Below are 15,508 nucleotides of genomic sequence, written 5' to 3' on the forward strand. Positions count from 1 at the left end.
AAATTCCCCTTATCATTTATACAGAAGCCTCATCTTCTCTAGGTTTATCAACAAGTACTTCTCTTGGTTTACTCCCTTCATATGGTCCAACAATCCCGCGAACTTCCATTTCATCAATCAATCTTGCTGCTCTCGTATACCCAATTCTAAACCTTCTTTGTAACATTGAAACGGATGCTGTGTTCATTTCCGTTACTAATTCAACAGCAGCATCGTACAACTCGTCCTCTACCTTGTCTGTAACAACGTTTTCTTCTGAAGGTGCCATTTCCTCTTGGTATTGTGCTTTTTGTTGAGAAATAGCAAAGTTAACTACTTCTTCTACTTCACCATCTGATAAGAAAGCCCCCTGAATCCGCGTTGGCTTCGTTGCTCCAACAGGCATATAAAGCATATCTCCACGCCCGAGTAATTTCTCTGCTCCTCCAGAATCTAATATCGTTCTTGAGTCTATTTGCGAAGAAACACCAAAAGCAATCCTAGAAGGTATATTAGCTTTAATCACACCGGTAATAACATCAACAGAAGGTCGTTGGGTTGCAATAATCATATGGATACCAGCAGCCCTTGCCATTTGAGCAAGTCTAGCAATTGAATCCTCTACATCTCCAGAAGCAACCATCATTAAGTCAGCAAGCTCATCAACTATAACAACAATGTAAGGCAATAAAGGCTGTTTTGCTTCCTCTTCTTCATTTTGGCGTTTTACAAGCTCATTATACCCCTCAATATTACGTGTACCACTGTGTGAGAAGAGATCGTACCGTCTCTCCATCTCAGCAACAACCTTCTTTAAAGCTTGTGAAGCTTTTTTCGGTTCTGTGACAACAGGTGTTAATAAATGAGGAATCCCGTTATAGATTGTTAATTCAACCATTTTAGGATCGATCATCATTAATTTCACTTCATGTGGTTTTGCTTTTAACAAAATGCTAGTAATAATTCCATTTATACAAACGCTTTTTCCACTTCCAGTTGCTCCTGCGACTAGAAGATGAGGCATTTTATTTAGATGAGCTAAAACAGGCTCACCCGAAATATCTCGTCCTAGGCCAACAGATAAGACATTCTCATCCTTTTCAGCTTCCGGTGAATCAAGCACTTCACGCAACGTAACAATTGCCACTTCTTGATTTGGCACCTCAATTCCAATAGCTGATTTACCAGGGATCGGAGCTTCAATTCGAATATCTTTTGCAGCAAGGGCGAGTGCTAAGTCATCTGCTAAATTAACTATTTTACTAACTTTTACACCAACGCTTGGATTCACTTCATATTTTGTAACAGCTGGTCCTAAATGAACTTTAGATACTCTCGCTTTCACTCCAAAACTCTCAAGCGTCTCTTCTAACTTTTTAGCATTGGCTGTTAAATGTCTTTTTTCATTGATTTGACTCGGATTATTCGGCAATTTTAAGATTTCAACGTTCGGCAATCTATATGCTTCATTTGTTTCTTGCGCCGTAACAAGCGGAGCTTGTACTTCCTCATCTTCTCCTTTGTTCTCTACTTCTTTTGTTTCAGTTGACTTTCCCTTCACGTCACTTTCGATGTCTCCACGATAAACTTTCTGAGTAAAATCAACAATTTCTGGTTCAACCTCTTCGACAGACTCCTCTTCAATCCCTGCTTCAGAGCGCTTTTGTTGCCGTACACTCTTTTCTTGCTCTGCATCTTTCCTTGCTTTTTGAGCTTCTCGTTCTTCTTGTAGCCGTTCTTTTGCTTTATCTTTCATAAGTTTCATTTCTTGGAACAAACTATTGAATGTATCAACCACAAACAAATAAAACTTTCTAAAGCCTTTCCCTAAAATCTCAGAAAGCGATTTTCCTGTTAAAAGAATAAATCCTATGATAAATAAAATAAAGCATAGAAAATAAGTTCCCATTTCAGCAAACAAGAAATGGCTGACAGCAAAAGCCAATGCCCCTATCATTCCCCCACCTAAATCAGAAGGTGGTGTTTCTCCGCTCATCTCCATCCAAAATAATCGCCATGTATTGCGGATTACAGATTGGTCCTGAAATCCTTCCCTGCCATTTAGTTGATGGAAAAGACCAACATGACTAAATAACACAAAAGAGAGAATCATCACATATAGTCCTGATATCTTCCTTGACCATAGCTTTGGATTTTGACGCTTAATCATTATGTACAGTGCTACTACTAGAAGCCCTATTGCGAGCACGATAAACCATTCACCTAGGAAGAAACGAAATAACCTGACAAATGTCTCTCCAACTGAGCCTAATCGTGCAAAAGTAACAACAGCAATGACTAGTAGGCCGAGACCGATTAATTCATACGTAAGCTGAGATTTCCACTCGGTTTTCCTTTTTTTCTTTCTCCTAGCCATACATTTCACCCTTTACAACTATATCTTCTTAGCATATATAAGAAGCAGCCAAAATAGGCTGCTTCGACCATGCTTGGATGAAATTAATTATAGCATAAGACATTCCCTGTCTACATAGCTAAAGTTGAGGTTTTGCTTGAATGATAGAACCCGGTGAATATTTTTCATTTAAGTAACTCATTGGATTCCCGCTAATTAAACGAATAATTCGATATTGCGAAGAATTAACTTGTTCAACGACTAGATGTCCATCCTCACATGAGATGACTTGTTGCGCTTTCCAATTATAATCATCCTCTGGGAAAATATATTCCTGTGGCATCATTGTATAGAGAATCATTGGACAACATCCCCTTGTTGGTTTGGTTTATTTTGTTCTATTAGCTCGTTTAGTTTCTTTAAAGCTTGACCAATTCCACCAACTTCATTAATCAACCCGTACTCAACTGCATCTGTTCCAACGACATTCGTCCCTATATCCCTAGTTAAATTCCCTTTCGAGAACATTAATTCTTTAAATTTCTCTTCTGAAATCGAGGAATTTTTCGTAACAAAATTAATCACTCTTTCCTGCATTTTATCCAAATACTCGAACGTTTGAGGAACTCCAATAACAAGCCCTGTTAACCGAACAGGGTGAATCGTCATCGTTGCTGTTTCAGCAATATAAGAGTGATTGGATGCAACAGCAATTGGTACACCAATTGAATGCCCTCCTCCTAATACAAGGGTTACGGATGGTTTTGACATTGATGCAATCATTTCTGAAATGGCAAGGCCAGCCTCTACATCTCCACCAACTGTGTTCAGTACTAACAGTAACCCTTCAATTTTAGGATTTTGTTCTATTGCGACAAGCTGAGGGATAATATGTTCATATTTAGTTGTTTTATTTTGTGGAGGTAATTGCATATGCCCTTCAATTTGCCCAACGATAGTCATACAATGAATGTTCGATTGTCCCATATCAGGTACATTCGTTTGGCCTAGCTCTTGAATCTTTTCAATGATACCTGAGCTTTTTTGCTCCTTTTGTGGTCCTGCTGGTTGTTGTTCAGGGTTTGGATTTTCCATCGTCATTCCAACGTCCTCCTTTAACATATCTAAAAATAGTATGAACTCGTTTGAATTTAATATCCAAAGAAGCTACTATTTCTTATGATCCTCATAATAAGGAAATACAAAAAACTGCACCTTTGTAGTTAGCTCTAACTACAAAGGTACAGTTTTTCATTATACTTCCATAATGATTGGCAAAATCATCGGACGACGTTTTGTTTTTTCAAAGAGGAATCTGCTTAACCCTTCTCTAACATTGCTTTTTAAAGAAGACCATTCATTTACATTTTCATTGACACACTTCTTAAGAATTACTTCAACAAGCTCATTCGCATCTTCAAGTAACTTCTCTGACTCCCTTACATAAACAAAGCCACGAGAAATAATATTTGGACCGGAGACAAATTCGCCCGTCTTTTTATTAAGAGTTACTACAACAACAAGAATCCCGTCTTTAGAGAGTAGACGTCGATCTCTAAGAACAATATTACCAACATCTCCTACTCCTAATCCATCTATAAGTACGTTACCAGATGGTACCTTACCTGTTTTTCTTGCTTGTCCATTTGTAAACTCAACAACTTCGCCTTTTTCAGTTAAAAATACATTTTCTTGCGGAACGCCTGTTTGAATCGCTAAGTCTCGATGCGCATGCTGCATACGAAATTCTCCATGAACTGGCACAAAGTATTTCGGTTTCATTAAATTTAACATTAACTTTAATTCTTCTTGGCTTCCGTGTCCTGAAGCATGGACTTTCGCTGAACCATAAACGACTTCTGCTCCAATTCTATATAGCTTATCAATTACTGCAGAAACAGAGCGTTCATTACCAGGTATTGCAGATGCAGCAATAATAACTGTATCTTCAGATGTTATCGTAATTTGTCTATGAGCGCCTTTAGCCATTCTTGTTAGTGCAGACATAGGCTCTCCTTGAGAACCAGTCGTTAAGATAGCTAAACGCTCATGACGATACTTACCGATCTCATCAATTTCAATGAATAAATCTTTTGGTGCTTGGATATATCCAAGTTTTGAAGCTATGGTAATGACACGAATCATACTCTTTCCAACTACGACCATTTTACGATTTGCTTTCACTGATGCATTAATTACTTGCTGAATACGATGCACATTGGAAGCAAAAGTCGTAACAATAATCCGACCTTGTGTGTTTTCGAATACTTCAGCAATCCCTTGCCCCACCTCCGTCTCAGACTTGGTTAAGCCAGGGCGCTCCGCATTTGTACTATCTGACATTAAACATAATACGCCTTTCTTACCAATATGTGCCATCTTTCCAATATCCGCTTGTTTACCATCGACCGGAGTTTGATCAAACTTGAAATCTCCTGTATGAACGACGGCTCCTTGCGAAGTTTCAAAACAAACACCAACTGAATCAGGAATGCTATGATTTGTACGGAAAAAGGAAACAGACGTAGATCCAATTTTCAATCTGGAATTCGCATCAATTAACCTTAATGTGCTTTGACGGATAATCCCTGCTTCTTTTAACTTTTCTTCTACTAGGCCAAGGGTTAGTTTTGTCCCATAAACTGGAACGTTAATCTTTTTCAAAACATAAGATAAGCCACCAATATGATCCTCATGACCATGCGTTAGGATAATCCCTGCACACGCTCAGCATTTTCAACTAGGTAAGACACATCTGGAATGACAATATCAACACCTAACATGTCATCATCTGGAAACATTAATCCTGCATCAACAACTAGAATATCTTCATTAACTTCAACAACATACATGTTTTTTCCTATTTCACCGACTCCACCTAAGGCAAAAACACGTACTTTCTCTATATTTTCTTTGGACAATGGACGTTCCTCCTACTATTAACATAACTAAAATTCCGAAATTTTTTTTATTTTTACTACCGTTCACTCATCCTTGGCGTAGATGATTACTATATTGCTAAAATAACAGTCAACTTTGAAAAATCAATGTTGATTATAACCCGGACAAATCAAGTAACTTAAGTATACCTTAACTATCAAATGAAAAACAAGACTGAACTTCCTCTGTTGTCACCTTAAAACATTTTCACTAATTTATTCCTTATATGTAAAATGTTTACTAAAGATATAAAAAAAGCTGATCCAACTTGGACCAGCTTTGAGGTATAAATCAACCATCCTTTAGATGACACTTCTAACTACATTCTCTAGTTCTTTCGTTAAAGGAACAAGGGGCAGGCGAACGCCTCCAACTTCAACTCCCTTACTATTTAAAGCAAATTTAACACAAGTTGGATTCGGAGCAAGAAACATTGCTTGCATAATTGGTAACAAGGATCTGTGAAGTCTAGCCGCCTCAGCATTGTTACCTTTTTTATATGAAGCAACCATTGCTTGCATTTCCTCTCCGATAATATGAGAAGCAACCGATACGACTCCATGGGCACCAATTGCCAACGAAGGCAATGTATTAGCATCATCTCCTGTATACAGATAGAAATCAAAATCAGTAGCTGAAATAATTTCAGCCATTTGCTCCAAATCTCCACTTGCTTCCTTAATGGCAACAATATTTGCTATTTTCGACAATGCTATCGTTGTACTAGCCTTCAGTGCAGAACTAGTTCTGCCAGGAACATTGTAAAGCATTATAGGAAGTTCAGTAGATTCCGCCACACATTTAAAATGCTGATACATGCCTTCTTGTGATGGTTTATTATAATATGGCACCACTAGCATAATCCCATCGACACCAATATTTGTTGCTTCAATCGTCAAATCAATTGTAGCTTGAGTATTATTACTCCCTGTACCTGCAATAACAGGAACCCTTTTATTTACATATTCCACACAAAGTTGGAAAAGATCAATCTTTTCTTTATGAGTCAATGTAGGTGACTCACCTGTTGTTCCAGCTACGACAATTGCGTCACTACCATTTTCTATAAGGTAATCAAGTAGTTGCTTCGTTTTCTCTACATCGATCAAACCTTTATCGTTAAAGGGAGTCACCATCGCCGTTAAAATATGGCCAAAGTCCATAACCCTTCAGCTCCTTATTAGGGTATTCTTAGATGTTTACATCTAGGTGCTGCCCTTGTTGTTCCAAATGAAACATATGATGAAGTGCATTTACTGCTTTAACCATATCTTCTTCCCTAACTAATACCCAAATTGTAGTATGAGAATCAGCTGATTGCAAAATTTGAATATTATTTTGCGAAAGTGCACTGACAATCTTGGCTGTTACCCCAGGCACTCCAGTCATTCCTGCTCCAACAGCTGAAACTTTCGCGCAACCTCTTGTTACAATTGGCTCATACCCCAATTTTAGTAGCACATCAATTGCTTTATCTGTTACGTTTTCCATTACTGTATAAACTACTCCACGTGGATTAATGTTAATAAAATCAACACTTATTTCCTCGGCAGCCATTGCTTTAAACACTTTCTCTTGCAAGTCATATTCGCCTTCTTTGGCAAATATTTTAATTTGTGAAACATTGGCTAAATGAGCAATTCCTGTAATTAATCGATCCTTTACCTCCGCTGTTTTCTCAGAAGGTTTAACAGTAACAAGAGTTCCTTTGCTATCAGAATAAGTTGATCTGACATGGATTGGAATCTTAGCTTGCATTGCAACCTCAACAGCTCTAGGATGAATGACCTTCGCTCCTTGATAAGCCATATTACAAATTTCTTCATAGGACATCGTCTCAAGCGGCCGTGCATCTTTCACAATCCTTGGGTCAGCTGTCATAACGCCTTCAACATCTGTAAAGATATCGACCCATTCTGCTTGAAGGGCGGCTCCTAATGCCGTTGCAGATGTATCGCTACCGCCTCTTCCAAGTGTCGTAACTTCACCAGTAGTCGTCTGCCCTTGAAAACCAGCTACCACAACAACATCATGCATGTGAAGTTGTGCTTTAACAAAATCACAATTCATATCAATAATTTTTGCATTTGCAAAATCATTATTTGTTCTGAACCCAGCTTGAGCACCCGTGCATGCAATGGATGACAATCCCATTCCTTTTAATAGGTCTGTAAAGACAACAGACGAAATGATCTCACCACAAGAAACAATTAAATCTTGCTCACGTTTGGTAATTTGGTTCTCATTAACTAGACCTAATAAAGTATCTGTTGCATAAGGCTCACCTTTACGTCCCATTGCTGAAACGACAACGACAACTTTATAACCGTCTTCAACAGCCTTTTTTACATGATTGGCTGCACATGACCTACTTTTCTCATCACGGACAGACGTACCGCCAAATTTCTGAACAATTATCTTCATATGACACCTACTCTTTGATTACGATAGAAGCTTTAATTTTACAAGACTTTCAGCAATTTGTACTGAATTCCATGCTGCACCCTTTAGCAGGTTATCTGAAACAATCCACATATGAAACCCATTGTCACGGTCTAAATCATGACGAATACGACCAACAAATACATCATTCTTTCCAACACATTCTGAAGCAAGTGGATAGATTTGATTTGCAGGATCATCTTGCAACGTAATTCCAGGGGCTGAAGCAAGTAACTCTTTGATTTCAGCAACCGTTGCTCCGCCTTGTTCTGTTTCAATGTAAACTGATTCTGAATGTCCTGTCTCAACAGGTAGACGAACACAAGTAGCAGCTACTTCTAGTTCTGCCATGTTCATAATTTTCTTTGTTTCGTTGATCATTTTCATTTCCTCAAATGTATAACCATTTTCTTGAAAAAGGTCAATTTGAGGAATAGCATTGAAAGCAATTTGATAATGTTTCTTATCTCCACCAACTGGTAAAATTTCTGGAGTAAACTCTTCACCGTCTAGGATTGCCTTTGTTTGTTGTTTCATCTCATCGATTGCTTCAAGGCCAGCACCTGAAACTGCTTGATAAGTTGATACTACAACCTTCTTCAAACCGTATTTTTCACGAAGCGGCTCTAATGCAACCACCATTTGAATCGTAGAGCAATTTGGATTTGCAATAATTCCATTATGAGCACGTAAATCTTCTTCATTCACTTCAGGCACAACAAGTGGAACATTTGGATCCATTCGATAGGCACTCGTATTATCAACAACAATTGCCCCTCTCTTTACAGCTTCAGGAGCTAATGTTTTAGAAACAGAACCACCTGCTGAAAATAATGCTATTTGAACACCCTCAAATGATTCGGGTGTTGCTTCTTCCACTGTATAATCTTTCCCTTTAAAAGAAACTACCTTCCCTGCTGAACGTTTTGAAGATAATAGTTTCAAGCTAGCAATCGGAAAATCTCGCTCCTCTAAAGTTCTCAACATTTGTTGACCGACTGCTCCAGTTGCGCCGACTACGGCTACATGATAATTTGACATTTGGTTAATCTCCCCTCATATACTTGCTGTTTAATAGAGTTAACTTAGATGGAATGATTATAGCATATCCACCCTCGTTTGTATCTCTAACCTCTCTATTAAACTTTAAGGGAAATATTTCATTTCTGCAACCGTGTGATTTGATTAATCTCTGAATTTTTCAACTAGTACAGGCTGATATTGCTTACCAGCTATGGCAGACTCAACCGTATCCACTAATGCTTCCATTCTAGCTACTAATGAGTTTGGTTTTTTATAAGGATCGTCTTGACCATAAGGAATAAAGTAAATATTCTTAGTCGCCATGAGTCTCATAATATTTACACCATTTAATCCAAGAGCATCATTAGTTGATATCCCTAACACAACAGGATTACCGCTTCGAAGGGTTGCTTTTGCCCCCATTAAAACGGGAGAATCTGTTAGCGCATTTGCTAATTTACTAGTGGAATTACCAGTCAATGGTGCAATGACCATACAATCTAATGGGGTTTTTGGCCCGAATGGCTCTGCCTTTACAATTGAGTCTACAATAGGTTCTGATGTAATTTCTTGTATTCTTTTTAACCAGTCAGCGCTATCACCAAATTTCGTATCGGTATGTTGGACAGTATAGGATACAAAAGGTGTTACCTTTGCTCCAAGATTCACCAGCTTCTCCATTTCTGGTAATACCGCATCATACGTACAATGTGATCCAGTCAAACCAAAACCGATATGCTTTCCTTTTAATGACATGACTCATCCTCCTCTAATTATTCGGCTCATTTGTTAACAACACTGCTAAAACATCAGCTAAAATCTGACCCGCTGTTTTAGGTGCTACTATTCCAGGTAACCCAGGCGCAAGTAATGCTCTCATTCCACGCTTTTCTGCATAGTGGAAATCGGTCCCACCCGGTTTTGAGGCCAGATCGATAATAAGAGTGTGCAAAGGCATTTCAGCTAGAACTTTTGCTGTTAAAACAAGAGCTGGAATGGTATTAATACATAAATCAATATCTTTTAGTTCATCTTTTATATTCGCTGTGTGAAAAGGGGTCAACCCCATTTCAGTTATTCTCGCTAATTGGTACGATTCATTCGCTCCTACTTTCACATCTGCACCAAGAGCACCAAATGTTCTTGCAACTGACATACCAACTCTTCCTAAACCTAAAACAGCGACTTTTGCACGGTGGATTGTAATATCCGTATGCTGAATTGCCATCATAACGGTTCCTTCAGCTGTTGGAATGGAATTGTATATAGCGACATCGTCACGTTCCATTAACTTCACAAGCGAGCGATTTGCTTCTTCTATACAATCATTTAAATAATCGTTGGTAATGCCCGAGTAAACAACACAGTGACTCGGTGTCTTTTTTAATTGTTCAACCTTTAATGTGATTGTTTCATTTGAAAAAATGGTTTCTACTTTTCCATCTGCACTAACTCCACTTACTGGTAATAAAATAGCATCCACAGTTGACCATTCAATATCATCGATTGATTGCTTTGAAGCACCAATAAAACCATCGTTCAACTGATCAAACCCGACCATCGATATTTGTGCATCAAGAGTTGAAAGCTTTCGAATGATTTCAAGTTGGCGTGCGTCTCCACCAATAATGACAACGTGTTTATCTGTTAACATCTGCTCTTGTTCTCCTTTCTTTCATGCGAATCTGATCATCATCGCAGGTAAGCTAAATGGAAAGAGACACTTTCGCCTATCACATCTCTTCCTGACCAAAGGATGAACAGCAACGATTCACAATAGCATATGTCTATAAGATTCATTAGGTGAATACCATTTTTATCTATAAGTTTTAAATATATATCTACTTTTTAACGGGTAAAAGAAATGAACAAAACAAAAAAGAGACATACTCAATCGTCATCTTTTGGCTGATTGAGTATGTCTCTCCACTTTACCTATTCATATTGATCTAGGTTAATGATAATCATGTCTTCACCAATTTTTTTAACTTGTTCCCAATAAACGGTTACTTCACGATCCTTCTTTCCAAAACCAAACCATTTCATGGTCGGGATGATAAATGCTTCAATCTCTCCTGTTTCTTCATTAACTAACAAATCCGTCTGACCTAAGATCCCTAGCCGTTCTCCTTTTTGAAAATCAATAATTTCCTTTCCACTTATTTCACTAAGTCTCATGTTCAACCCTCCTGTGACCCTTTTTAGTAAAGTATGATTTAAGATCACAAAAAAGACCAGGCTATGGTTAAATAGTCTAGTCTTGATTGTTGCCCTTATTTCGCAAATACTTCTGGTAACACCCCTGTTGTATTGATCAATGATACTGAGGGCTTTTCTTTCAAAATTGAGGCAGCTAATTTATTAACGTCCGAAAGGGTAACCTTATCAATTTCATCGACAATATCATCAAGTGAACGATGCTTTTTCAGTAGTAATTCATTTTTACCATTTCTACTCATACGGCTATTCGTACTTTCTAAACTTAACATTAAGCTTCCTTTGAGCTGTTCTTTTCCATTGTTTAGCTCTTTTTCCGTCATACCATTGTCAGCTAAATAAGCAGTTGTTTCTAATAAAGCTTTCGTTAGATCATCCAACTGACTATGTGCCGTTGCCGCATAAATTGTGAGCATGCCGCTATCCTGATAAGAGGAATGATAGGAGAACACAGAATAGCATAAACCTCTTTTTTCACGAATCTCTTGAAATAAGCGACTACTCATGCTTCCACCTAGTAAATTATTTAGTAAGACTAACGCATATACATTCTTCTCTCCAATTGAGAGACCAGGATATCCTAGGCATAAATGAGCTTGTTCAGTGTCTTTTTTTCTAACGATTGTATTAGACAAGAAAGTAGGTTTATCCTCTGGGTGTTGATATGTCGTAGGTTCTACTTTTGAAAAACTTTCTTTCAACTGCTCTATTACCTCATCTGTAATATTGCCTGCAATCGAAATAACAACATGATCACCTGTATAAAACTTAGCCATGTAATTTCTTAACGTATCTTCATCAAACGTCTGAAGAGTATCAACAGTTCCTAGTATAGGATACCCAAGAGCATGTTTCCCATAGCTAGCTTCACTGAGTAAATCATGGACAATATCATCTGGTGTATCATCGACCATTTTGATTTCTTCATATACGACATTTTTTTCTTTTTTAAGCTCGCTCTTATCAAAAACAGAATTGAAAAACATATCCGATAAAACATCAACTGCTAAACCAGCATGATCATCAAGAACCTTAGCATAATAGCAAGTATACTCTTTTGATGTAAAGGCATTCACTTGACCGCCAATCCGATCAAAAGATTCAGCTATTTCAGCAGCCGATCTAGTCTTAGTTCCTTTGAAGAACATATGCTCTAAGAAATGAGAAACCCCATTCTCTTCCTGACTCTCAAAACGAGATCCAGTTCCAATCCATACGCCTATAGAAACTGAACGAACGGTAGGAATATTCTCCGCTAATATACGAACACCATTATCTAACTCTATTCTAGTTATCACTATTTGTCCCCCTATTGCCATTTAGGGTTACACCTAATGTGACACGCTCTTCTGATAGAACTTCAGAGACTGTTCCAATCCGGTAACCTTTTTCTTTTATCCCTGTAATCAGTGAATCTAATCCTTGTGCAGTTGGTTCAGTTGGATGCATGAGAATCATCGCCCCATTATGCACCTTCGATAAGACTCGATTGACCATTTCTTGCGAGTTTGGCTTCCGCCAATCAACCGTATCAACAGACCAAAGGATCGTATGCATCCCTTGATTTCGCGCATGATCAACTACGGCTTGGTTGAAGCTCCCACTAGGAGGAGCAAACCACTTAGGTGTAACATTAATTGTTGCCTCAATGACAGAATTTGTTTTTTGTATTTCTTCATTAATTCTTTCTGCTGTTAACTTACTCATGTCTGGATGGGAATAAGCATGATTACCAATCTCATGTCCTTCTTCTTTTAACATAATGGCAAGGTTTGGATTGTTTTTCACCCATGAACCGTCTAAGAAGAATGTAGTATGTAGTTCATGTTTCTTTAGAGTCTTCAACATTTCAGGTAAATACTCATTCCCCAAGCAACATTTACAAGAAAAGCAACAACTGGCTTATGCTCATTACCCTTGTAAATAGGTGAAGGAGGTAAATCATCTAAATGAACATTAGGACTTGTTTCTTTAAAAACGAGTCTTTTCTCATCAAATTGCTCAAGTTTCTTCATCTTATCATAAGAGGCTTCTATATCAACCTCTATCCCATTGTATCCTGGAACAGCTTTCCAGACTCTATCAATTCGTGCATCTCTAGCAGGTTCAGAATAAGAATCCGCCCGCGCTACAATCTCCTCGTAAAGAGAGTCCTCTTTCTTTAACACCATCTCACTTTCACCTTTTAACTGTCCTAAATAATTCAAGGTAAAAGGATTTTGGACTGCCCCGAACGAGAGGATGACAATAAAACCGAACACAAAAAAGTGAATAAACCTCTTCTTCATCACCCGTCCCTCCTCTAGTGCGATTGTATGCACATTGGGGACAGGTTAGAACGCAAAAGGAGACTAGGTTCAAATTCCCAGCCTCCACTCTTCTTACTTCTGTGCCTGTTGCTTGCGTTCTTTTTCTTCTTTAAGGATCACTTTTCGAGAAAGATTTACTCTTCCTTGATTATCGATCTCTGTAACACGAACAAGAATTTCATCGCCAAGCTTCACAACATCTTCTACTTTTTCAACACGCTCTTCAGCTAACTGAGATATATGAACTAACCCATCTTTTCCTTTGAAAAGCTCAACAAAACATCCGAACTTTTCAATTCGTTTCACTTTACCTAAATAAGTTTGTCCAACCTCTACTTCTCGAACAATGTCTTCGATGATTGAACGTGCTTTTTCATTCATTTGCATTTCTACAGAAGAAATGTAGACCGTTCCGTCTTGTTCAATATCAATTTTAACCCCAGTTTCTTCAATGATTTTATTAATCATCTTACCACTTGGCCCAATAACGTCACGAATTTTGTCAGGATTAATTTTCATTGTCATGATCTTAGGTGCATACGTAGACAGTTCTGTTCTAGACTCTGCGATTGCAGATAGCATATTATCTAAAATAATCATACGACCTCTTTTAGCTTGAGCTAATGCTTCTACTAAAATGTCTCGATTAATACCAGAAATCTTAATATCCATCTGTAACGCTGTGATCCCTTGACGAGAACCAGCTACTTTGAAGTCCATGTCTCCTAATGCATCTTCCATACCTTGAATATCCGTTAAGACTGATACGTGCTCATCTTGTTTTACAAGGCCCATGGCGATACCAGCAACTGGTGCTTTGATTGGCACACCAGCATCCATCATTGCTAACGTACTCGCGCAAATACTTGCTTGTGAAGTAGATCCATTAGACTCCAATACTTCTGAAACTAGTCGGATTGTATAAGGAAACGAACCTTCATCTGGGATAATTGGTTCAAGTGCTCGTTCTCCTAAAGCACCATGCCCAATTTCACGACGTCCAGGGCCACGAATAGGACCTGTTTCTCCAACGCTAAATTGCGGGAAGTTATAATGATGCATGAAGCGTTTCGATTCCTCAATACCAAGCCCATCAAGAATCTGCACATCACCAAGCGCTCCTAATGTACAAATGCTTAGTGCTTGAGTTTGTCCACGTGTAAACAAACCAGATCCATGTGTACGTGCAAGCAACCCTACTTGTGAAGCAAGCGGACGTATTTCATCGACTTTACGTCCGTCCGGACGAACTTTATCAACTGTAATTAATCGACGTACTTCTTCCTTCACAATCTTATGTAAGACTTCCTTGACATCACCTAGATCAGTATCTTCTCTTCCTTCAAAAGAACTAACTGTTTTGTCTTTGATTGCATCAATTGCTTCTGCACGAGCATGTTTTTCCTGAACTTGTACAGCTTCTTTCAAATCTGCTTCAGACAAAGAGCGAACTTCTTTTTCAAGCTCAGCATCAATTGCTTTTAATTGTACTTCTGATTTCTCTTTTCCAACAGCAGCTGCGATTTCTTCTTGAAAAGCGATAATTTTTTTAATTTCTTCGTGACCAAACATGATTGCTTCAAGCATCGCTTCTTCGGAAACTTGATCCGCTCCAGCTTCAACCATGTTGATTGCCTCTTTTGTTCCTGCTACAACTAAGTCAATATCACTTTGTTCAAGCTGTTCTGTTGTTGGATTAATAATAAACTCTCCATCTAAGCGACCAACAGTCACTCCTGCAATTGGTCCGTCAAATGGAATATCCGATACACATAGAGCTAATGACGATCCAATCATAGCAGCCATCTCAGAAGAGGCATTTGGATCTGAACTCATAACGATGCTAATTACTTGTACTTCATTACGAAATCCATCTGGAAATAAAGGACGAATTGGACGATCAATTAATCGACTTGTTAATATGGCTCTTTCACTTGGACGTCCTTCACGTTTAATGAAACCACCTGGAATTTTACCAGCTGCATACAGACGTTCCTCATAGTTAACTGTTAAAGGAAAGAAATTTAAATCTTTAGGTTCTTTTGAAGCAGTCGCTGTTGATAATACAGCTGTATCACCATAGCGAACAAGGACTGCACCGTTAGCTTGCTTAGCTAGTTGACCCGTTTCAACGGTTAGCTCACGGCCAGCCCAATCCATTTTAAATACGTGTTTCGTTTGTTCCATTACGCGTACTCCTCTCGTACACCATTTATTCATTCTTCATACTTACATTTATTAT

At 38.3% G+C, this 15,508-nt stretch carries 11 protein-coding genes and 2 pseudogenes; all 13 read right to left on the reverse strand.

The features are described 5' to 3' along the window. Window positions 1-16: 16 nt before the first annotated feature. Window positions 17-2,356, reverse strand: a complete 2,340-nt coding sequence (locus BkAM31D_RS13220) for an FtsK/SpoIIIE family DNA translocase (RefSeq protein WP_066150079.1) — start codon at window positions 2,354-2,356, stop codon at window positions 17-19. Between the two features lie 118 nt (window positions 2,357-2,474). Beyond that, window positions 2,475-2,696, reverse strand: a complete 222-nt coding sequence (locus tag BkAM31D_RS13225) for a YlzJ-like family protein (RefSeq protein ID WP_066150082.1) — start codon at window positions 2,694-2,696, stop codon at window positions 2,475-2,477. Next, entirely contained in the window at window positions 2,693-3,436 is a 744-nt protein-coding gene (locus BkAM31D_RS13230; RefSeq protein ID WP_235820257.1) for a ClpP family protease, read from the reverse strand. The genes BkAM31D_RS13225 and BkAM31D_RS13230 overlap by 4 nt, the downstream gene beginning before the upstream one ends. Window positions 3,437-3,589: 153 nt before the next feature. Continuing rightward, window positions 3,590-5,256: pseudogene (locus BkAM31D_RS13235) on the reverse strand (ribonuclease J). A 321-nt stretch (window positions 5,257-5,577) separates the two neighbouring features. Beyond that, window positions 5,578-6,438 (reverse strand): 4-hydroxy-tetrahydrodipicolinate synthase, encoded by an 861-nt coding sequence (gene dapA, locus BkAM31D_RS13240; protein ID WP_066150088.1) that lies wholly within the window; start codon window positions 6,436-6,438, stop codon window positions 5,578-5,580. Window positions 6,439-6,466: 28 nt separating this feature from the next. Continuing rightward, window positions 6,467-7,699, reverse strand: coding sequence for an aspartate kinase (gene dapG, locus BkAM31D_RS13245; protein ID WP_066150091.1), 1,233 nt, complete (start codon window positions 7,697-7,699; stop codon window positions 6,467-6,469). An 18-nt stretch (window positions 7,700-7,717) separates the two neighbouring features. Beyond that, on the reverse strand, window positions 7,718-8,758 hold the full coding sequence (asd, locus tag BkAM31D_RS13250) for an aspartate-semialdehyde dehydrogenase (protein WP_066150094.1): 1,041 nt from the start codon (window positions 8,756-8,758) through the stop codon (window positions 7,718-7,720). A 144-nt stretch (window positions 8,759-8,902) separates the two neighbouring features. After that, window positions 8,903-9,496, reverse strand: a complete 594-nt coding sequence (dpaB, locus tag BkAM31D_RS13255; protein ID WP_066150097.1) for a dipicolinate synthase subunit B — start codon at window positions 9,494-9,496, stop codon at window positions 8,903-8,905. Window positions 9,497-9,509: 13 nt separating this feature from the next. Further along, complete coding sequence (dpaA, locus tag BkAM31D_RS13260) at window positions 9,510-10,394, reverse strand: dipicolinic acid synthetase subunit A (RefSeq protein WP_066150100.1); 885 nt, start codon at window positions 10,392-10,394, stop codon at window positions 9,510-9,512. Between the two features lie 281 nt (window positions 10,395-10,675). After that, the gene (locus BkAM31D_RS13265) at window positions 10,676-10,918 is read right to left on the reverse strand and encodes a YlmC/YmxH family sporulation protein (protein WP_066150103.1); all 243 of its coding nucleotides are present in this window, start codon (window positions 10,916-10,918) and stop codon (window positions 10,676-10,678) included. A gap of 95 nt (window positions 10,919-11,013) precedes the next feature. Then, window positions 11,014-12,255, reverse strand: a complete 1,242-nt coding sequence (locus BkAM31D_RS13270) for a M16 family metallopeptidase (RefSeq protein ID WP_371807161.1) — start codon at window positions 12,253-12,255, stop codon at window positions 11,014-11,016. Continuing rightward, a pseudogene (locus BkAM31D_RS13275) lies at window positions 12,245-13,245 on the reverse strand (polysaccharide deacetylase family protein). Before BkAM31D_RS13275 ends, BkAM31D_RS13270 begins: the two are co-directional and overlap by 11 nt. Before the next feature lie 93 nt (window positions 13,246-13,338). Beyond that, the gene (gene pnp, locus BkAM31D_RS13280) at window positions 13,339-15,453 is read right to left on the reverse strand and encodes a polyribonucleotide nucleotidyltransferase (RefSeq protein ID WP_066150111.1); all 2,115 of its coding nucleotides are present in this window, start codon (window positions 15,451-15,453) and stop codon (window positions 13,339-13,341) included. Window positions 15,454-15,508: the final 55 nt, after the last annotated feature.

It is taken from the genome of Halalkalibacter krulwichiae (assembly GCF_002109385.1).
GTDB lineage: Bacteria > Bacillota > Bacilli > Bacillales > Bacillaceae_D > Halalkalibacter > Halalkalibacter krulwichiae.

Coding starts and splice junctions, on each gene's coding strand:
- BkAM31D_RS13220 (WP_066150079.1), bottom strand. CDS start 2,356: ATGGCTAGGAGAAAGAAAAAAAGGAAAACCGAGTGGAAATCTCAGCTT.
- BkAM31D_RS13225 (WP_066150082.1), bottom strand. CDS start 2,696: ATGATTCTCTATACAATGATGCCACAGGAATATATTTTCCCAGAGGAT.
- BkAM31D_RS13230 (WP_235820257.1), bottom strand. CDS start 3,436: ATGACGATGGAAAATCCAAACCCTGAACAACAACCAGCAGGACCACAA.
- dapA (WP_066150088.1), bottom strand. CDS start 6,438: ATGGACTTTGGCCATATTTTAACGGCGATGGTGACTCCCTTTAACGAT.
- dapG (WP_066150091.1), bottom strand. CDS start 7,699: ATGAAGATAATTGTTCAGAAATTTGGCGGTACGTCTGTCCGTGATGAG.
- asd (WP_066150094.1), bottom strand. CDS start 8,758: ATGTCAAATTATCATGTAGCCGTAGTCGGCGCAACTGGAGCAGTCGGT.
- dpaB (WP_066150097.1), bottom strand. CDS start 9,496: ATGTCATTAAAAGGAAAGCATATCGGTTTTGGTTTGACTGGATCACAT.
- dpaA (WP_066150100.1), bottom strand. CDS start 10,394: ATGTTAACAGATAAACACGTTGTCATTATTGGTGGAGACGCACGCCAA.
- BkAM31D_RS13265 (WP_066150103.1), bottom strand. CDS start 10,918: ATGAGACTTAGTGAAATAAGTGGAAAGGAAATTATTGATTTTCAAAAA.
- pnp (WP_066150111.1), bottom strand. CDS start 15,453: ATGGAACAAACGAAACACGTATTTAAAATGGATTGGGCTGGCCGTGAG.